The 18,588-nt window shown below is 66.3% G+C and carries 21 protein-coding genes; 14 read left to right on the top strand and 7 right to left on the bottom strand.

Annotated features, from left to right (window positions below):
• Positions 1–76: 76 nt before the first annotated feature.
• Together BST28_RS09170 and BST28_RS09165 are read right to left on the bottom strand one after the other, a co-directional pair.
• Positions 77–1,252: an acyl-CoA dehydrogenase family protein gene (locus BST28_RS09170; protein ID WP_019735755.1), complete on the bottom strand. Its 1,176-nt coding sequence runs from the start codon at positions 1,250–1,252 to the stop codon at positions 77–79.
• Positions 1,236–2,243 carry an acyl-CoA dehydrogenase family protein gene (locus BST28_RS09165; protein ID WP_083080756.1) on the bottom strand — a complete coding sequence of 336 codons (1,008 nt, stop codon included), beginning with the start codon at positions 2,241–2,243 and terminating at the stop codon, positions 1,236–1,238. The genes BST28_RS09170 and BST28_RS09165 overlap by 17 nt, the downstream gene beginning before the upstream one ends.
• Before the next feature lie 280 nt (positions 2,244–2,523).
• Here BST28_RS09165 and BST28_RS09160 point away from each other — a divergent pair, with 280 nt between their 5' ends.
• Genes BST28_RS09160 through BST28_RS09145 form a run of 4 tightly spaced genes read left to right on the top strand, consistent with a single transcriptional unit; the run spans position 2,524 to position 6,069 of the window.
• Positions 2,524–3,621 (top strand): amidohydrolase family protein, encoded by a 1,098-nt coding sequence (locus BST28_RS09160; RefSeq protein ID WP_019739092.1) that lies wholly within the window; start codon positions 2,524–2,526, stop codon positions 3,619–3,621.
• Positions 3,622–3,648: 27 nt separating this feature from the next.
• Entirely contained in the window at positions 3,649–4,791 is a 1,143-nt protein-coding gene (locus BST28_RS09155; protein ID WP_019739093.1) for an amidohydrolase family protein, read from the top strand.
• 2 nt (positions 4,792–4,793) lie between these two features.
• A complete protein-coding gene (locus BST28_RS09150) occupies positions 4,794–5,186 on the top strand; it encodes a Rieske (2Fe-2S) protein (RefSeq protein WP_019739094.1) in 393 nt (130 codons plus the stop codon).
• A 16-nt stretch (positions 5,187–5,202) separates the two neighbouring features.
• Positions 5,203–6,069 (top strand): alpha/beta fold hydrolase, encoded by an 867-nt coding sequence (locus BST28_RS09145; protein WP_019739095.1) that lies wholly within the window; start codon positions 5,203–5,205, stop codon positions 6,067–6,069.
• Between the two features lie 5 nt (positions 6,070–6,074).
• Here the strand turns inward: BST28_RS09145 and BST28_RS09140 are convergent, their stop codons facing one another.
• On the bottom strand, positions 6,075–6,545 hold the full coding sequence (locus tag BST28_RS09140; protein WP_080575770.1) for a hypothetical protein: 471 nt from the start codon (positions 6,543–6,545) through the stop codon (positions 6,075–6,077).
• Positions 6,546–6,574: 29 nt separating this feature from the next.
• On the opposite strand from BST28_RS09140, the gene BST28_RS09135 reads away from it, so the two are divergent.
• From BST28_RS09135 to BST28_RS09105, 7 genes are all read left to right on the top strand, one after another.
• A complete protein-coding gene (locus tag BST28_RS09135; RefSeq protein ID WP_083080753.1) occupies positions 6,575–7,873 on the top strand; it encodes an NADH-ubiquinone oxidoreductase-F iron-sulfur binding region domain-containing protein in 1,299 nt (432 codons plus the stop codon).
• On the top strand, positions 7,870–8,079 hold the full coding sequence (locus BST28_RS09130) for a ferredoxin (RefSeq protein ID WP_019736372.1): 210 nt from the start codon (positions 7,870–7,872) through the stop codon (positions 8,077–8,079). The genes BST28_RS09135 and BST28_RS09130 overlap by 4 nt, the downstream gene beginning before the upstream one ends.
• A complete protein-coding gene (locus BST28_RS09125) occupies positions 8,076–9,740 on the top strand; it encodes a thiolase C-terminal domain-containing protein (protein ID WP_019736373.1) in 1,665 nt (554 codons plus the stop codon). Before BST28_RS09130 ends, BST28_RS09125 begins: the two co-directional genes overlap by 4 nt.
• On the top strand, positions 9,737–10,618 hold the full coding sequence (locus tag BST28_RS09120; RefSeq protein WP_043336063.1) for an alpha/beta hydrolase: 882 nt from the start codon (positions 9,737–9,739) through the stop codon (positions 10,616–10,618). Before BST28_RS09125 ends, BST28_RS09120 begins: the two co-directional genes overlap by 4 nt.
• Positions 10,618–11,436, top strand: coding sequence for an NAD(P)-dependent oxidoreductase (locus BST28_RS09115; RefSeq protein ID WP_029249068.1), 819 nt, complete (start codon positions 10,618–10,620; stop codon positions 11,434–11,436). The genes BST28_RS09120 and BST28_RS09115 overlap by 1 nt, the downstream gene beginning before the upstream one ends.
• Positions 11,437–11,553: 117 nt before the next feature.
• On the top strand, positions 11,554–12,756 hold the full coding sequence (locus BST28_RS09110; protein ID WP_019736376.1) for a cytochrome P450: 1,203 nt from the start codon (positions 11,554–11,556) through the stop codon (positions 12,754–12,756).
• Between the two features lie 11 nt (positions 12,757–12,767).
• Positions 12,768–12,977, top strand: coding sequence for a ferredoxin (locus BST28_RS09105; protein ID WP_019736377.1), 210 nt, complete (start codon positions 12,768–12,770; stop codon positions 12,975–12,977).
• On the opposite strand, the gene BST28_RS09100 is transcribed toward BST28_RS09105, so the two are convergent.
• The 4 genes from BST28_RS09100 to BST28_RS09085 form a co-directional block, all read right to left on the bottom strand.
• Positions 12,974–13,282 (bottom strand): DUF1330 domain-containing protein, encoded by a 309-nt coding sequence (locus tag BST28_RS09100; RefSeq protein ID WP_019736378.1) that lies wholly within the window; start codon positions 13,280–13,282, stop codon positions 12,974–12,976. The two genes, BST28_RS09105 and BST28_RS09100, sit on opposite strands and share 4 nt — an antisense overlap.
• Positions 13,282–13,491 carry a ferredoxin gene (locus tag BST28_RS09095; protein ID WP_019736379.1) on the bottom strand — a complete coding sequence of 70 codons (210 nt, stop codon included), beginning with the start codon at positions 13,489–13,491 and terminating at the stop codon, positions 13,282–13,284. Before BST28_RS09095 ends, BST28_RS09100 begins: the two co-directional genes overlap by 1 nt.
• The gene (locus BST28_RS09090) at positions 13,488–14,783 is read right to left on the bottom strand and encodes a cytochrome P450 (RefSeq protein WP_083080750.1); all 1,296 of its coding nucleotides are present in this window, start codon (positions 14,781–14,783) and stop codon (positions 13,488–13,490) included. Before BST28_RS09090 ends, BST28_RS09095 begins: the two co-directional genes overlap by 4 nt.
• Before the next feature lie 113 nt (positions 14,784–14,896).
• On the bottom strand, positions 14,897–16,177 hold the full coding sequence (locus BST28_RS09085; protein ID WP_029249069.1) for an amidohydrolase family protein: 1,281 nt from the start codon (positions 16,175–16,177) through the stop codon (positions 14,897–14,899).
• 262 nt (positions 16,178–16,439) lie between these two features.
• Between BST28_RS09085 and BST28_RS09080 the strand changes: the two genes are divergently transcribed.
• The 3 genes from BST28_RS09080 to BST28_RS09070 are packed head-to-tail and all read left to right on the top strand — an operon-like array spanning position 16,440 to position 18,586.
• The gene (locus BST28_RS09080; protein ID WP_029249070.1) at positions 16,440–16,985 is read left to right on the top strand and encodes a carboxymuconolactone decarboxylase family protein; all 546 of its coding nucleotides are present in this window, start codon (positions 16,440–16,442) and stop codon (positions 16,983–16,985) included.
• Positions 16,986–16,989: 4 nt separating this feature from the next.
• Positions 16,990–18,279: an aromatic ring-hydroxylating oxygenase subunit alpha gene (locus tag BST28_RS09075; RefSeq protein WP_083080747.1), complete on the top strand. Its 1,290-nt coding sequence runs from the start codon at positions 16,990–16,992 to the stop codon at positions 18,277–18,279.
• Positions 18,263–18,586 (top strand): hypothetical protein, encoded by a 324-nt coding sequence (locus BST28_RS09070; protein WP_019736384.1) that lies wholly within the window; start codon positions 18,263–18,265, stop codon positions 18,584–18,586. The genes BST28_RS09075 and BST28_RS09070 overlap by 17 nt, the downstream gene beginning before the upstream one ends.
• Positions 18,587–18,588: the final 2 nt, after the last annotated feature.

Raw genomic sequence — 18,588 nt, 5'->3', positions numbered from 1 at the left:
GCCGCCACTGTGCGGTTTCGTGCGCGACACACCGGTGCCTACGAGACCGCACAGTGAGCGGAACACTCGGCGAGCTTCAGCCGCGCGGCAGGCCCAGCACCTGTTGGGCGATGACGTTGCGGTGGATCTCCGATGTTCCCCCCGCGATGGTCCCCGAGAAGCTGCGGGCGTGGCGCTCGAACCAGCTGGCGAAGTAACTGTCCAGGTTCATCGGCTCATACCGCCCCGAATCGCCCGGGTGCACCAGCCCCGCTGCGCCCGCCGCGTCCAGCGCATAACCCGAGGCGAACATCTCCGCCTCCGAACCGAGCAGTTTGAGCACCGAGAGCGCAGGGACATCCTCCTCGCCACGGGCCGCCCGGGCCAGTGCCCTGGAGCCCAGTAGCCGCAGCGCCTGGTAATCCATGGCGGCCGTGGCGAATTGGTCACGCTGCAAGGCACCCTCGGGGTGGAAGTCGGCGAGGATGTTGTCCAGCCGGTCGGCGAATCCCAGCCACATCATGGTGCGTTCGTGACCCAGCGACCCGTTGGCCACCCGCCAACCACCGTTGAGCGGGCCGACGAGGTTCTCCCCCGGCACCCGCACATCGGTGAAGAACACCTCGTTGAAGTCTTTATCGTCGATTCCACAGATGGTGGGGAACGGCCGGCACACCACCCCCGGCGTGTCGGTGGGGATCAGCAATACGCTGATGCCCTTGTGCTTCGGCGCCTCGGGATCGGTGCGTACGAACGTCAGCAGCACATCGGCGTCGTGGGCACCCGAGGTCCACACCTTCTGGCCATTGACGATGAAGTCATCTCCGTCGCGGTCCGCCCTGGTGCGCAGCGACGCCAGGTCCGAGCCGGCACTCGGTTCGCTCATCCCCAGTGACGCGGTGATCTCGGCGCGCAGGATGGGCACCGCCCAGCGCCTTTTCTGCTCATCCGTGCCGAACGAAAGCAGGGACGCCGCAATGATGTTCACACCCTGGGGATTGAAGCTGTGATAGATCCGCCGCCGGCACAACTCTTCGAGGTGCACGAACTGCTGCAGCAGCGTGGCGTTGCGGCCGCCGAACTCCGGCGGATTCCCGGGCAGCAGCCAGCCGTTGTCGAACAGCAGTCGCTGCCAACGGCGCGCCCAGGCCGGCATGTGCGAGACCGAGCGGGGACGCTCCAGCGTGTCGGCCTCGTCAGGAAGATTCGCGTCGAGGAAGGCGGCGAACTCCGCCCGGAAGTCCTCGACCGCGGCGTCAAACGTGAGCTGCAAGATACTCCTCGGTGATGGCCGCGCGGTGTTCCGCAGCGCCGCCCAGCATCAGCTCGCCGGCCTTGGCCCGCTTGAGCGCGAACTGCAGGTCGTTCTCCCAGGTGAACCCCATTGCGCCGAACAACTGCAGCCCGTGCCGGAACACCACCGACTGGCATTCTCCGGCCGAGGCCTTCGCCATCGCCGATGCCATCCGCCTCCGAGGGTCGTCGGCAGCGATGGTCAGCGCCGCGAAATACGCCAGCGCACGGGCACGTTCGATCGCCACGTGCATGTCGGCCGCTTTGTGCTGGACGGCCTGGAACGAGCCGATCGGTACGCCGAACTGCTGACGACTGCGCACGTGCTCGAGGGCCAGATCGAGGATCCGCTGGCAAGCGCCCACCATGGTCATCGCCATGCCGGTGAGTGCGACATGGTGCGCCCGGTCGACGTCGACGCGCATCCGCGCGGTGTCGGGCACCTCGACCCCGGCGAAGGATACGTCGGCGACATGCAGCGTCGGGTCGAACACCGAGGCCTTGCGCGTCGTCACCGCCGCGGCGTCCACCAGGAACACCCCGGCCTCGGCGACCACCGCCAGCCGGTCGGCGCGGTCGCCGTCCAGCACGTTCAGCGCGGTCCCCTCCAGCACCCAGCCGGCGGCATTGCGGTGCGCGGAGACGCCGCTGAAGACCGCCGCCCCGGTGGAGCCGTCCGTACGGTGCTGCTCACCGACCAGCGGGGCGAACTGCGTCATGGTCGCCAAGAACGGTGTGGGGTCGGTGGCGCGGCCCAGTTCCTCGAGGACGATCGCCAGTTCCACCGCGGTCTCCGGCTCGTGCAACTCGGTCCAGCCCAGATCGACATAGACCTTCCACAATGAGTCGATCGCGTCGCCCGAGCCGGCCTCGGCGACACTGCGCACCAGTGAGGGCGTGCACTGCTTGCCCACCACGTCGCGCACTGTGCCCTGCCACAGTCGCTGGTCCTCGTCGAACTCCAACAGCATTGCGTCACCTCCTCCACACGTCGACCGAGAATAACATTCTCGTTAGCGAATGTAACGATCTCCCCGCGAGATATCGTGCTGCCCCACCGTATCGCGGGGGCATGCCGGTCACGGGGTCGCCGGCCTGCGGCGGCCGCTTCACCCGGGTATGAGAATCCAGTTCTTGCGAACAAAGAACACAGCTATACAATGGCCTCACTGGGGTCGGCTTCCCGGAGACTCCCCCGCGGCGCGCTCCGAGCGGGTCAGGGGTCCGGCGACACGGCGAAGGGCAGCGTTGATGATCGAACACCCGGACGGCACTCGTACGCCCGTCATCGACGCCAGCGTGCACATCTTCGCGGCGTCCAACTCCGACCTGCGCGGTTTCCTGCGGGAGCCCTACCGCAGCCGCGGCTTCCCGGACTACGAGATGGACTGGTACGGCGCGCCGGGCGGTGAGTACGCACCCGGCACCGAAGGTCCGGCCGGCCAATACCCGGGCTCGGACCCCGACGTGGTCGCCGCACACCTGTTCGCCGATCGGGGTGTCGACGTGGCGGTGCTGCATCCGATGACGCGCGGCATCATGCCGGATCGGCATCTGGGTTCGGCGATCGCCGCAGCGCACAACGAGATCCTGGTGTCACGCTGGCTGGACCACCCCGATCACGGCGAGCGCTTCCGCGGCACCATCCGGGTCAACCCCGACGACCTCGCCGGGGCGCTCAAAGAGATCGAACGGTGGAAGGACCACCCCCGGGTGGTGCAGATCGGTGTCCCCCTGCAATCCCGCGAGCTGTTCGGCAAACCGCAGTTCTGGCCGCTGTGGGAGGCAGCCATCGACGCCGGCCTGCCGGTAGCGGCGCACATCGAGGTGGGGTCGGGCATCGCCGCCTCGCCGACGCCGTCGGGAGGCACCCGGACCTACGAACAGTACGTCAGCTTCATGGCATGCAACTACCTGTATCACCTGATGAACATGATCGCCGAGGGCGTCTTCGAGCGGATGCCGTCGCTGAAGTTCGTCTGGGCCGACGGCGGCGCAGATCTGCTCACCCCGTTCATTTGGCGGATGGACACCTTCGGCAGGCCGCACCTGGAACAGACGCCGTGGGCACCCGAGATGCCCAGCGACTACCTGCCCGACCACGTGTACTTCGTCCAGGGCGCCATGGACGGCCCCGGGGACACCGAGTTCGCCGGCGAGTGGTTCGGATTCACCGGCAAGGACGACATGGTGATGTACGGGTCGAGCTATCCGCACTGGCAGTGCAACGAATTGTCCGTACCGAGCACCTTGAGCGCCGAACAACGCGACAAGCTGTGCTGGCGCAACGCCGGCCGGCTCTACGGCATAGAAGTCCCGGCTGTTCCGGCCGCCGCGGGCGCACACTAGAGGACAGCTGGATCAAGGGAGATCACCATGACCGTGACAGCCACAGAGCGCAAGCCGGCGGCCGAGCGCGTCGCCGTGCGATGTGTGGACTCCGACGTCCATCCGGTACCGCGGCGCGGTGAGCTCACGCAGTACATCCCCGAGCCGTGGCGCAGCAAGTATTTTCTGGCCCGCCGGATCGGCGAACAGATCTATTACGACGCCCCCGACTATGCCCACGCCTTCGCCATGCGGGTGGACGCCTTTCCCGCTGACGGCGAGTTTCCCGGCAGCAGCCCGGAATTGGCCTTCAAACAACTGATCATGGAGGCGGGCGCCGACTACGCGATCCTGGAGCCCGCTGCCTACCCGGCGCGGACGATCGAAGCGCAGCACGCGATGTCGTGCGCACTCAACGACTGGCAGGCCAACCACTGGCTGGACAGTCACAACAACTGGCATCAGCGGTGGCGCGGGTCGATCTGCGTCGCGATCGAGGACCCGTTCGGCGCCGCCGCGGAGATCGAGAGGTGGGCCGGTCACCCGTACATGGCGCAGGTCCTGATCAAGGCCGAGCCGCGGCCGTCGTGGGGTGATCCCAAGTACGACCCGCTCTGGACTGCCGCCACCAAACACGACATCACCGTCAGCTGCCACCTGTCCCGCAGCCACCACGAAGAGCTGCCGATGCCGCCGGTGGGAATGCCCAGCTACAACCACGACTTCATGGTCACCTATTCACTGCTCGCGGCGAACCAGGTGATGAGCCTGGTGTTCGACGGTGTCTTCGACCGTTTCCCGACGCTGCGCATCGTGCTCGTCGAGCACGCCTTCACCTGGATCCTGCCGCTGATGTGGCGCATGGACGCCATCTACGCGGCGCGGAAGCCGTGGCTGGACATCAAGCGCAAACCCAGCGAATACGTCAAGGAACACATCAAGTTCACCACCCAGCCGCTGGACTACCCGGAAGACAAGACCGAGCTGACCCGCGCGTTGGAATGGATGGAGTGCGAGAAGATCCTGCTGTACTCATCCGACTATCCGCATTGGACGTTCGACGACCCGCGATGGTTGGTCAAACATCTGCCCAAGGCAGCTCGGGAAGCGGTGATGTTCAAGAACGGTCTCGCCACCTACCACCTTCCCGACACGGTTCCGGCCCTCGAGGGTCAGGTTCGGGTGTTTTAAGGATGAGCCACGACGACCAGCGGCCCCGGCTGGCCCAGGGCCGAGAGCATATCGTTGCCACGGTAGATGAAATCCCTCCCGGCACACACAAGCTCGTGCCGATCGGACACCACGGCGTCGGCGTCTACAACATCAACGGCACGTTCTACGCGATCGCGAACTTCTGTCCGCATCAGGGCGGGCCACTGTGCGCCGGACGGCTGCGCGGCCGCACCGTCGTCGACGAGACCGCGCCCGGCGACGCCACCATGGTCCGGGACCTGGAATACATCTACTGCCCCTGGCATCAATGGGGTTTCGAACTGGCCACCGGCACCACCGCGGTCAAGCCCGAGTGGAGCATCCGAACCTACCCGGTGCGGGTCGTCGGAAACGACGTCCTGGTCCAGGCCTAACAGACAGGAGTACCCGGTGCCCTCTGTCGAAGTCAACGGCGGAAACGTCGTTTACGAGATCCTCGGAGATGCAGGCGATCTGATCGTCCTGACGCCCGGGGGCCGGTTTTCCAAGGAGATCCCTGGATTGCGCCCACTGGCCGACAAACTGGTCGAGGGCGGCTACCGGGTGCTGCTGTGGGACCGTCCCAACTGCGGGGCGTCGGACGTGCAGTTCTACGGCCAGTCCGAATCGCATATGCGCGCCGAAACGCTGCACGGGCTGCTCGCCGCCCTCGACACCGGGCCGTGCATCATCGCCGGCGGGTCGGGCGGAGCGCGGGACTCCATCCTGACCACCATGCTCTACCCCGAGCTGGTCACAAAGCTGGTGCTGTGGAACATCGTCGGCGGCGTGTACGGCACCTTCGTATTGGGCTCCTACTACGTGGTGCCCAATATTCTGGCGGTTCGCGGCGGCGGCACCCAGGCGCTGCTGGGCCTGCGCGAATGGCAGGAGCGGATCGAGGAGAACCCGGCGAACAAGCAGCGGCTGCTCGACCTGGACCGTGACGACTTCCTCAAGGTGATGTTGCGCTGGCTCAACGCCTTCGTCTCCAAGCCGGGACAGACGATTCCCGGTGTCGAAGACGAAATGTTCGACCGCATCACGGTTCCCACACTGATCATCCGCGGCGGCGAGAACGACTGGGACCACCCGAAGCGCACCTCGCTGGAGGTGAGCTGTCTGATCAAGGGGTCCGAGGTGATCGACCCGCCGTGGCCGGAGGACGCCTGGGAGCGGGCGGGCGAGGAGCGCGCCGCCGGAAAGGTGAGTCACTTCAACATGTTCGACACGTGGGTGCAGGCCGCCCCGGCCATTCTGGAATTCCTGGGCCGCTGATGGGGTCAGCGGGTGTGGATATGGACCTCGCAGTTCAGCGACGCCTCCAGCGCTGTGTGAACCCGGCTCTCACCGACCCGTTGCAGATCCGGCTCGGCCAGCGTCACGTGGACGACGTCCAGACCATCTGCTCCCGGTGCGCGGACGATCTCACCCGTCAACCCCAGCCCGGCCAGTACGCCGTGCACGTCATCGTCGGTGCCCCTACTCACGTAGGTCACCACCCCGGGCACCGGCGTCGTGTCGAACGCCTTGGCGCACAATCGTGTTCCGATGTCGATGATCTCCGTTTCGGCCCCGGTGATCAGCAGCCGGACCTGACGCCGGCCCACCGGCATGGCCGCAAGGTCGGTCTCCACCAGCTCGACGCCCGCCTGTCCGGCCAGCTCACGCAGCGTCGCCAGTCCGGCGGTCAATTGCTCGCGGGTCAATTGACCGGCTGGGTCCACATCGACGCGCACCACCGCTGTTCTCACGTCCGCGAGCCTAATCAAACGAGGTGGCAATGACGACAACTGCCGCGACGCCGGATATCACTGTCGCCGCCTGGCCGGGTTGTGCACCCCGCCTGCTGTGCGACGGTGTCGAGGACGGCGCGGGCTACCTCGCCGGGGGCGGCTACGGTGCGCTTCCCGACGCCGACGCGTTCCTCGACGAGGTGGAACGCAGCGGGCTGCTCGGACGTGGTGGAGCGGCGTTCCCGCTGGCCGTCAAGTTGCGGTCGGTGCGCACCGCCGCCGCCCGGCACCGCCGCGAGGCCGTCGTCGTCGCCAACGGCGAGGAGGGTGAACCGGCCTCGATCAAGGACCGCTGGCTGCTACGCCACCGCCCGCACCTGGTCCTCGACGGGTTGCGGCTGGCCGCCACCGCCGTGGCCGCCACCCGCGCCTACGTCTACGTCTCCGATCCGGCAGCTGCCCGCAGTGTCGAGAACGCGCTCTCCGAGATCGACACGGAAGTCTTTGGCGGGCCGCCGATCAGCGTGTTCACCGTCGATGCGGGATATGTGGCCGGTGAGGAGACCGCAGCGGTGCGGGCGATCAACGGCGGCCCGGCCAAACCCACCGACAAACCGCCCCGTCCCTACCAGCGGGGGGTTGCGCAGCGCCCGACGCTGGTCTCCAATGTCGAGACGTTGGCCAATCTGCCGTACCTGCAGCAGCACGGCGCGGCGGCATTCCGCTCGGCCGGAACCGCGTTGTCCCCGGGCACCTTCCTGGCCACGGTGAGCGGCGGCGGCGTGCCGCCCGTCCTCTACGAGCTGCCCCACGGCGTCGCAGTCTCCGAACTGCTGGATTTGCACGGGATTCCGCTCGATCAGGTGCGCGGGATGCTGATGGGCGGCTACTTCGCCGGTCTGCTCAACCGCGAAGCCCTGGAGGCCACCCTGGATCACGAGACCCTGCGCGCGGGCGGCAGCGGCCTGGGTTGCGGGGCGATGGCGGTGCTCACCGACGACTGCCCGGTAGCGGTGGCGGCCTCGGTGCTGGCCTACTTCGGCCGGGAGAACGCGGGACAGTGCGGATCGTGTTTCAACGGCACCGCGGCGATGGCGGCGGTGGCCGAGGCGCTGCGGGACGGGTCCGCGACCGCCCAGGAGGTCGAGCGGCTGCAGCGGTGGGCCGGGGTACTGCCCGGCCGCGGCGCCTGCGGCACGCTGGACGGCGCCACCAATGTCGCGGCGAGCCTCTTGATCCGGTTCCCGGAGTCGGTGGCCGACCACCTGGCCGACGCCTGTGCGACCTGCCGTGGCGGCGCCTTCCGGGCCGAACGTCCCTACGCGGTCGAGGAGGTCCCGGCATGAAGATCCGTCTGGATCGCACCATGTGCGACGGGTTCGGCTTCTGCGCCAAACACGCACCGAAGTACTTCTCCCTGGACGACTGGGGATATGCGTCCCTGACCGGCGACGGCACGGTAGACGCGGAAGACGAACGTGACGTCATGCGTGCCCTGCTGGACTGTCCGGTGCACGCCATCATCGAGATCACCGAGGACGATGCCGAATGAGCGCACCGGGCCGACCGCTGCCGGCGATCACCATCGAGAACGAGTTCTTCTGGACCGCAGGTGCCGACGGCGTGCTGCGAATTCAGGAGTGCCGGGACTGCGCCGCGCTCATTCATCCACCGCAACCGGTGTGCCGGTACTGCCACGGCACCAAGATGGGCGTGCGCGACGTCTCGGGGCGGGCCACCCTGGCCGGGTTCACGATCAACCACCGGTTCAGCCTGCCGGGCATGCCGGCGCCCTACGTGGTGGCGCAGGTGGCTATCGACGAGGATCCGCGAGTTCGCCTGACCACCAACATCATCGACTGCGATCCGGACCGGCTGGAGCTCGGCCAGCAGGTGGAGGTTGTCTTCGACAACATCGAGGATGTGTGGCTGCCGCTGTTCCGGCCGGTGGCCCAGAACGGAGAACACGCCGCACCCAAGCCGCTGCCCGCCGACGAGATCGCACCCGAGGACTTCGCGCAGCACGTGCGCCCGATGGCCAGCGCCGACAAATTCGAGGACAAGTCGGCTATCACCGGGATCGGCGCATCACGTCTGGGCCGCCGGCTCATGGTCGCGCCGCTGGCGCTGACCGTGGAGGCCTGCCGGGCGGCCGTCGCCGACGCCGGGCTGACTTTCGATGACATCGACGGGCTCTCAACCTATCCGAGCCTCGACGTCGCGGGCATGGGCGAAGGCGGCGTCACGGCGCTGGAAGGCGCGTTGGGATTGCGCCCCACCTGGATCAACGGCGGTATGGACACCTTCGGCCCCGGCGGCTCCGTCATCGCCGCGGTGATGGCCGTGGCCACCGGACTGGCACGCCACGTGTTGTGTTTCCGAACCGTGTGGGAATCGACGTTCAACGAGCTGATGAAGGCGGGCAAAGCCTCACCACCGGGCGGAAGGCGTTCCAACAGCTGGCAGATTCCGTTCGGGGCCACCTCGGCGGCGCACACCTTGGCACTCAATGCCCAACGGCACTTTCACCGCTACGGCACCACCCGCGAGACGCTGGGCTGGATCGCGCTGAACCAGCGAGCCAACGCCGCGCTCAACCCGACCGCGATCTACCGCGACCCGATGAGCATGGACGACTACCTGTCCGCCCGCACGATCACCACCCCGTTCGGGCTCTATGACTGTGACGTCCCCTGCGACGGCGCCGTGGCGGTGATCGTCTCCGCGATCGACGCAGCCCGCGATCTGGCCAAACCACCGGTCCTGGTGGAGGCGGTCGGCACCCAGATCATCGAGCGCACCGACTGGGACCAGAGCACCCTGACCCATGAACCCCAGGTCCTCGGCCAGGCCGCCCACCTATGGTCACGCACCACCCTGCGGCCGACTGATGTCGACGTCGCCGAGCTCTACGACGGATTCAGCTTCAACTGCCTGTCGTGGATCGAAGCCCTCGGTTTCTGCGGTATCGGCGAGGCCAAGAGTTTCCTGGACGGCGGCACCAACATCGCCCGCGACGGACTGATTCCACTGAACACCCACGGCGGACAGCTCTCCCACGGCCGCACCCATGGAATGGGACTGATCCACGAAGCCGTCACCCAGCTACGCGGCGAAGCCGGCGAACGCCAAGTGCCCGGCGCCCGCGTCGCGGTGGCCAGCAGCGGGGGGCTGACGCCCAGCGGAGTGATGCTGCTACGGGCCGACATATGAGCTCCGCCGTTCGCCCACGAATGGTGAACGCCGGCGGGGTACCGATGTCGGCTCTGCTGGCCGAAGTCGCCGAGCCGCGGGCCGTGGTGGTCGCCCTGCACGGCGGCGGGACCACGTCGGCCTATTTCGACTGCCCGGGCCAACCCCATCTTTCCCTGTTGAGAACCGGTGCCGCACTTGGCTACACCGTGATCGGCCTGGACCGGCCCGGGTATGGCGCTTCGGCGCTGTATCCGGAGGCGATGGAGGATCCGGAGCAGCGCGTGCGGCTGGCCTACCTGGCTGTCGACCGGATCCTCGGTGACCGGGACCGGGGCGCCGGCCTGTTCGTCGTGGGCCACTCCAACGGCTGTGAGCTGGGGCTGCGGATGGCGGCCGACGACCGGGGCGCCGAGTTGCTCGGGCTCGAACTGGCCGGCACCGGCCTGCACTACCAGCCCGCCGCGCAAAACGTCTTGAGCGCGGCCCGGCCCGACCAGCGGCCGGTCGGCCTGCGCGAACTACTCTGGGAGCCGGCATCGCTATATCCCGACGGCGTGCGCGGAATCACCAACGCATCCCCGGGGGCGACGTACGAGGCCGCCATGGTCACCGGCTGGCCGCAACGTGACTTCCCGGCGCTGGCCGGCCGCGTCCGCGTTCCGGTGCGCTTCAGCTTCGCCGAACACGAGAAGATCTGGCAGTCCGACTCGGCGGCCCGGCGCGAGATCCGCGAGATCTTCACCGCCGCCCCGAGCTTCACCAGCAACGAGGAACCGGGGTCTGGGCACAATCTCAGCGTCGGTTTCGGTGCGGAGCGCTATCACCGATCAGTGCTGTCATTCGTCGAGGAGTGCGCCGCAACCGCCGGCGCCGCACAGGATTCGGAGGTCGGCTGATGCGCGTCGGTTTCATCGGATTGGGCAGCCAGGGCGGGCCGATGGCGCGCCGCATCGTCGAGGGTGGGTATACCACGACGCTGTGGGCCCGCCGGCCCAAGACGCTCGAACCGTTCGCCGACACCGCGGCCGGCATCGCCGAGAGCCCGGCGGAGCTGGGCCGGACCAGTGATCTGGTCTGCCTGTGCGTGGTCGGTGATGCCGACGTCGACGAAGTGGTGTGCGGCGAGAACGGTGTGCTGGCCGGACTGCAGCCCGGCGGCATCATCGCGATTCACAGCACGGTGCATCCCGACACCTGCCGACAGTTGAACGAACACTGTGCCGATCGGGGCGTTTCGGTGATCGACGCGCCGGTCAGCGGTGGCGGTCCGGCCGCTGAAGCCGGAACGCTGCTGGTGATGGTCGGCGGTAACGAGGACGCGGTGCAGCGCTGCCGCCCGGTGTTCGACACCTACGCCGACCCCGTCGTGCACCTGGGGGGAGTCGGGTCGGGACAGCTGACCAAGTTGCTCAACAACCTGCTGTTCACCGCCAATCTGGGTACCGCCGCCACCGCCCTGGCGCTGGGCGAGCAGCTCGGGATCTCGACGGAGCGACTCGCCGAGGTGGTGTGCCGCGGCAGTTCGAACAGCTTTGCGCTCAACAGCATCCGGGGATCCGGAGGCACCCTGGACCGCCTCGCCGGAATGGCGGGGGCGCTGTTGCAGAAAGACGTCCGCCTGATCGCTGATCTCGCACAGAAGGCGGCGGCGACACCGGGTGCGGTGCTCGACGCAGCCGATGCCGCACTGGCGCTGATGGACCATCCACGATGACGCCGCGAGTTTCCCAATACCCTCCCGGCCTCGACCCGTCTGACTTACAGTTGGACATACGGTCTAATGCCCGGTCGCCACGATTTTCAGCCGCGTCCCGCCGCTGAGGAGGATTCAATGACCAAGCCGAAACTCGTCTTCGACCCGTTCTCGGAAGAATATTTCAACGACCCTTTCGACATCTATCGGCGAATGCGCGTGGAGGCTCCCCTCTACTACGACGAGAAGGAGGACTTCTACGCGCTGAGCCGCCACGAGGATGTGGCGGCAGCCCTCAAGGACTTCGAGACCTACTCATCGTCCCGCGGTTGCGACCTGGCGATGGTGCGCGCCGGCGAACCACCGCAGAAGTCGATCATCTTCATGGACCCGCCCGAGCACCGACACCTGCGCAGCCTGCTCAACAAAGCATTCACCCCCCGGGCGATCCAAGCCCAGCGCGAGACCATCGTCGAACAGGTCGAGCGTTTCCTCGGCGCCGCCGACCCGGACCACTTCGACGTGGTGCAGGACTTCTCCGGGCCGTTCCCGGTGGAAGTGATCACCCGAATGGTCGGTGTTCCCGACGAGTACCACCAGCAGGTGCGGCACTGGATCGACACCTCGCTGCACCGCGAGCCCGGACAGATCGAGACCTCCGATGCGGGTATGCAGGCCAACATCGAGACCGCGATGTACTACTACGGTTTGGTCCAGGAGCGGCGCTCCAACCCGCAAGACGACATGCTCTCCAGGCTGATCGCCGCGGAGATTCCCGGCGAAAACGGCCAGATGCGCCGGCTGGACGACATCGAGATCACTGCATTCGCAACGCTACTGGGCGGCGCCGGCGCCGAGACCGTCACCAAGCTGGTCGGTAGCGCCGCGGTGACTTTCGCCCGCAACCCCGAGCAGTGGCAGAAGTTGCTCGACGACCGCAGCAAGGTGCCGGCCGCCGTGGAGGAACTGCTGCGCTATGAGGGGCCGGTGCAGTACAACGTCCGCTACACCCTCAAAGACGCCCGCGTCAGCGGCGGCACCATTCCGGCGGGCAAGCCGGTGTTTCTGCTCAACGCCGCGGCGAACCGGGACCCTGAGGCGTTCACCGACGCCGACACCTTCGATATCGACCGGGATCAGACCGAGGCGCAGCACCTCGGCCTGGGGTACGGCATCCACAGCTGCCTCGGTGCGGCGCTGGCCCGGATGGAGAGCGCCATCGCGCTGGAGAAGCTGCTGGACTTCATGCCGCGCTATGAAGTGGATTGGGAAGGGCTGCAACGCGTCCAGATGCAGAACGTCTCAGGCTGGCTCAACGTCCCGGTGCGCGTGGTCCGGTAGGGAGTCCGCGGATGACGACACGAAAGGTTGCAGTCGATTACGGGTTGTGCGAGGCCAATGCGGTCTGCATGGGTATCAACCCCGAGGTGTTCGACGTCGATGACGAGGATAATCTGCACATCCTCAAGCCGGAGATCACCCCGGAAACCGAACGCGATGTCCTCGAAGCGATCCGGCGATGCCCCCGGCAGGCGCTGTCGATCGTCGAGGAAGACGACTAGCGCGCCGGAAACCCGGAGAGGATGACCGCGTTGCAGTCCGCGGCCGCCTGCCGCAGCTTCGCCGCCTGCTGATAACCCTCGGAGTGATACCAGGCCCGGGCGGCTTCTACCGATTCGAACTCCAGGACCACGGTCTGGTTGCCGTGCCAGTCGCCTTCGAGCACCTCGGGCCGGGTCTCGACAGCAAGGATCGTCGCGCCGCCCGAAGCCATCGTCGGCTGAGCCGCCTTACCGTAGGCGAGCATGCCGTCCGGATCCTTGATGGCCTCGGTCAGAATGACATATCCCTTGGGCCCGTTGGACATCAGTTCTCCTCTTGCGAATCGGTGACATCATCGATGGCATGTTCGGGGCACTGCTTGATGGCATCGCGCACCGCGTCCTCGAACTGCGGTGGCACCTCGTCGACGGTGACCTCCGAATACCCGTCGTCGTTGATGGCGAACACCTCGGGGCAGATCGTGGTGCAGATACCGTGGCCCGCACAGCGGTCCGGGTCAACCCATGCCTTCATCGCGCTGCCTGCCCGGCCAGTGTGAATTCCAGGTTCAGGTCGATCAGGCCACGCAGGATGTAGGTCGGTATGTAGGCGAACCGCCGGGCGCCGGCGGGCCCGTGCCGCTCCTCGGAGATCCTGATCTCGGCCGTGCGATCCAGCAGCCGCTCGATCGCAATCCGGGTCTCGGCCCGTGCGAGCGGCGCGCCGGGGCAGCTGTGAATGCCGCGCCCGAAGGTGATGTGCTGGCGTGCGTTGGCGCGGGAGGGATCGAAGATGTCGGGATCGGTGAAGCGGCGTGGATCCCGATTCGCGCCGGCGCTGATCACCATCAGCGTTGTGCCGGCTGGGATCTCGACTCCGCCCACCTCGGTGTCCACCCGGGAGAGCCGGAAGTCACCCTTGACCGGGCTCTCGAAACGCAGCACCTCCTCGATGAAGTTCGGGATCAGGCTGCGGTCATCGCGAAGGCGCTGCTGGATGTCGGGCTGCTCGCCGATGATCTTCAGCGCGGACCCGAGCAGGCGCACCGTGGTCTCCTGCCCCGCCGAATAGACGTTGGCGGCCACCCGGGCCACATCCATCGGGTCCGGAATGGAGCCGTCGGGGAACGTCGCCTGGGCCATGCCGGTGAGCACATCATCGCGAGGCGTGCTGCGGCGATCAGCGATGTAGCCGGCGAAGGTGGCGTAGAGGAATTCCAGCGGACTGTGCGCCAGCGCCTTGGCATCGGTACTGCCGACCCCACCGCCGACGTTGTGGTGCATGTTCTTGACGAACTCGTCACGGTCCTCGGGCGGCACCCCCAGCAGGTCGGCGATGACGAGCAGGGTGAAAGGCGCCGCGAAGCCGCTGATGAATTCACCGGCGCCGGACGCGAGGAACCCGTCGAGCACCGCATCGGCGAGCTCCCACATGGCGTCCTCGTTCTCCTTGAGGCGCTTGGGGGTGAGCAGCCGCATCAGCAGCGCGCGGTGGTTGGTGTGCGTCGGGGGGTCCAGTGTCGGCAGCTGGTCGCTGAATGGCAGTTCATCACGGTGCTTGTCGATCAGACCGGCGACGGTCTCACCGCCCAGGTCACCGTCGAGCGGAACCGGGAAGCCTGGAAACGGGCCGGTGACCGCGATACACGAGGAGAACACCTCGGCATTGCCGGCCACCGCGCACGCCTCGTCCCAACCGGTCACCATCATCACTCCGTGGTGCGGTTCCCGGGTGACCGGCGAGCGCTCCCGCAGCGCGCGCAGGTAGGGATACGGGTCGGCCACTACGGCGGGGTCCTGAAAGAAGTCAATCGCGTCCGGATCCATCACCAACCGTCTCGCTCCCTTCAGCAACGATCTCACATTCGAGAATGACATTCTCGTATGTGCTAAACAGCCTTACATACCGGCGGGGCCGCGTCAACGCCCGCGAGGTGAGATCAGCTGTTAGCCCGCGCGGCTTCGGCCAGCGCGTTCGCCTGCCGTTCCCCGTGCTTGTGTTGGCTCAGTGCGCGGATGGAGACGTCGTGGCCCGCCGCGGCGGCCCGCAGGGCGCCCACGGTTGCCTGCTCGCGGGGGACGTGAGCGAACGGGTCGAACGAATACCACTCCATGGCGTTGCGGTGGGTGATCTTGTCGATCTCGTCGTCGGGGACGTCGTTGGCGCTCAGCACGTCCCAGAGTTCCTCGGGAGCCCCGGGCCACATCGAATCGCTGTGTGGATAGTCGGCTTCCCAGGCGATGTTGTCCACGCCGATGTCGTGACGCAGCTTCACCCCGACCGGGTCGGAGATGAAGCAGGTCAGGAAGTGCTCACGGAAGATCTCCGAGGGCAGCTTGCCGCCGAAATCCTGGCCGGTCCAGACCGAATGCATGTCATAGGTCCGATCCGCCCGCTCCAGAAAATACGGGATCCACCCGGTGCCGCCCTCGGACAGTGCGATCTTGAGATCGGGATACTCCTTGATCGGCCGGGACCACAGCAAATCCGCCGCAGCCTGGACGATGTTCATCGGCTGCAGGGTGATCATCACGTCCATCGGCGCGTCGGGCGCGGTGATCACCAGCTTGCCCGACGACCCGATGTGCACGTTGAGCACCATGTCGGTGTCACACAGCGCCTGCCACAATGGGTTCCAGTACTCGTTGTGAAAGCTCGGGTACCCCATCGCCGCCGGATTCTCGGTGAAGGTCAGGGCGTGCACGCCCTTCTTCGCGACCCGCCGCACTTCGGCCGCGCACTTCTCGGCATCCCAGATCACCGGGAGCGCCATCGGGATGAACCGTCCGGGATAGGCCCCACACCACTCGTCGATGTGCCAGTCGTTGTAGGCCTGCACCAGTGCGACGGAGAAGTCCGGGTCCTCGGTGGCGAACAGTCGGCCGGCGAAGCCGGGGAATGACGGGAAGCAGATCGAGCCCAGGATGCCGCCGGCATTCATGTCCTTGATCCGCTCGTCGACGTTGTAGCAACCGGGCCGGATCTCGTCGAGGCCCTGGGGCTCGAGCCCGTACTCCTCCTTGGGACGTCCGGCGACCGCGTTGAGCGCGACATTGGGGATCACCACGTCGCGGAATTGCCAGGTGTCGGAGCCATCGGGATTGTGCACCAGGCGCGGCGCGTCATCGAGGTACTTGCGCGGTAGGTGGTTGGCGAACATGTCCGGCGGCTCAACGGTGTGGTCGTCGACGCTGATGAGAATCATCTCGTCCTTGTTCACGGCCATCCTCCGATCCGGGCCGGCAGCGACACCGGTCCCCGTGACGCTTCTGTCGTCTCCCATGGAAACTAGCTTCCCGTTTTCCGAGAATCAACCTTCTGGCGATCCACCGGTGGGAGACCCCCCGACCCCTCCGGCGACGCCTAGGCCGGGCCGGCGTCTGCTCTACCTGCGCTGACGACCCAGTATTGACCAAACGCCGGAAACATGGAAATCTATTATCAAATATGAGAATATGATTCTCGCAATCGAGGAGGAGCAGATGCGCCTGACCCCGCTGTCGGAGTCCCGGTGGGACGATGAGGCGGTCCAGCGTGCGCTCGCTCAGGTCTTGACCGCGGATCGACGCAACCCGCGCGACGCCGGCTCCGCGATGACCATGCTGGTGCACCACCCGAAACTGGCCCGGGCATTCCTGAAGTTCAACGTCGAACTGCTCTACCGCGGAACGCTGCCCGACAAGCTGCGCGAGCTCGCCATCCTGCGGACCGCCCACCGCCGCGGCTGCGAATACGAGTGGGTCCACCACATCACGATCGGCAAAGAGGCCGGGCTCACCGACTCCGACATCGAAGACCTGCAACACGGCGCGGGACGCGACGAGCTCCACCAGGCCGTGGTGAACGCGGCCGACGAACTCGACGAGGCTTCCCGGCTCTCCCCCGCCACCGAAGTGATCCTCACCAAGCACCTGAACGAGACGCAGTTGATGGAACTCGTCTTCACGGTCGGCTGCTACTGCATGTTGGCCATGGCCTTCAACACCTTTGGCGTTGAACTCGATGAAGAACCCGAATCAGGGAGGTAGTACCGTGCCCCATTTCCCCAAGCCGGCAGCAGGTAGCTGGACGCAGGCTTATCCCGAGCTCGGCACCGAACCGGTCGATTACAGCGACTCGTTCGACCCGGCGCATTTCGCCGACGAGCAGGAGGCGATCTTCAAGCGCACCTGGCTCAACGTCGGTCGCATCGAGCGGCTCCCCAAGGTCGGCAGCTACTTCACCCGGGAGTTGCCCTCGGTATGCAAGGGCACCTCGATCATCGTCGTCAAGGGCAAGGACGGTGTGGTGCGGGCCTTCCACAACATCTGCCGGCACCGCGGAAACAAGCTGGTGTGGAACGACTTTCCCAATGAGGAAACCGAAGGCACGTGCCGCCAGTTCACCTGCAAGTATCACGCCTGGCGCTACAGCCTGGACGGGGATCTCACCTTCATCCAGCAGGAGGGCGAGTTCTTCGACGTCGACAAGAGCCAGTACGGGCTGGTGCCGGTGCGCTGCGAGGTCTGGGAAGGTTTCATCTTCGTCAACTTCGACGACAACGCCGGACCGCTCAACGAATACCTCGGCCCGCTGGCCAAGGGCATCGAGGGCTACCCGTTCGGCGAGATGACCGAGGTCTACTCCTACAAGTCCGATATCGGCAGCAACTGGAAGCTGTTCCTCGACGCGTTCGTGGAGTTCTACCACGCGCCGATCCTGCACCAGGGCCAGTACACCAAGGAAGAAGCCGCCAAAATCCAGAAGTTCGGCTACGAAGCGCTGCATTACGAGCTGGCCGGGCCGCACAGCCTGCAATCGACGTGGGGTGGTCAGTCGCCGCCGGCGGACCTCAACATGGTCAAGCCGTTGGACCGGGCGCTGCGCAGCGGACTGTTCGGCCCCTGGGACAAGCCGGATGTCATTGCCGACCTCAAGGAATTGCCGCCGTCGGTGAACATCAAACGGGTACCGCAGTGGGGCATCGACTCGTTCGTGTTCTTCCCCAACTTCATGATTCTGATCTGGGAGCCGGGTTGGTACCTGACCTACCAGTACTGGCCGACCGCCGCCGACAAGCACACCTTCGAAGCGAGCCTGTACTTCGTGCCGCCGCGCAATGCCCGGGAGCGTCTGGCCCAGGAACTGGCCGCGGTGACCTTCAAGGAATACGCGCTGCAGGACGCCAACACCCTGGAAGCCACCCAGACCATGATCGGCACCAAGGTCGTGGACGGCTTCCTGCTGTGCGACCAGGAGGTCCTGATTCGACACCTGCACAAGACCGCCCGTGACTACGTATCCGAATACAAGAAGGAGCACGCGAATGGCGCTACCGTCTGACTTCGCCGACCTGGAACCCTACGCCGACTGGGATCTGGCTACCGAGCCCGAGCGCTATGCCAAGCGGCTGGCCTCGACCATGGGCGAGATGCAGGAGTTCTACGACGCCGCGTTCGGGCGGCTGGAGGACGCCATCACCTACCTGGACAAGTTCGACCTGGATGATCTGCCCGATGATGCGCGCTCGCTGATGCACGTCTTGCAGTCTTTGGTGATGGTGTCGTTCCCGATCGAAGCGTGGAAACAGCCCCGAGTGCCCGACAGCGGCGCCGCCTGGATCGACTGCATCAAGGAACCGGTCGTCTAAAG

This window comes from Mycolicibacter kumamotonensis, assembly GCF_002086285.1.
GTDB lineage: Bacteria > Actinomycetota > Actinomycetes > Mycobacteriales > Mycobacteriaceae > Mycobacterium > Mycobacterium kumamotonense.
This window is presented reverse-complemented; position numbering and strand designations above follow the sequence as displayed.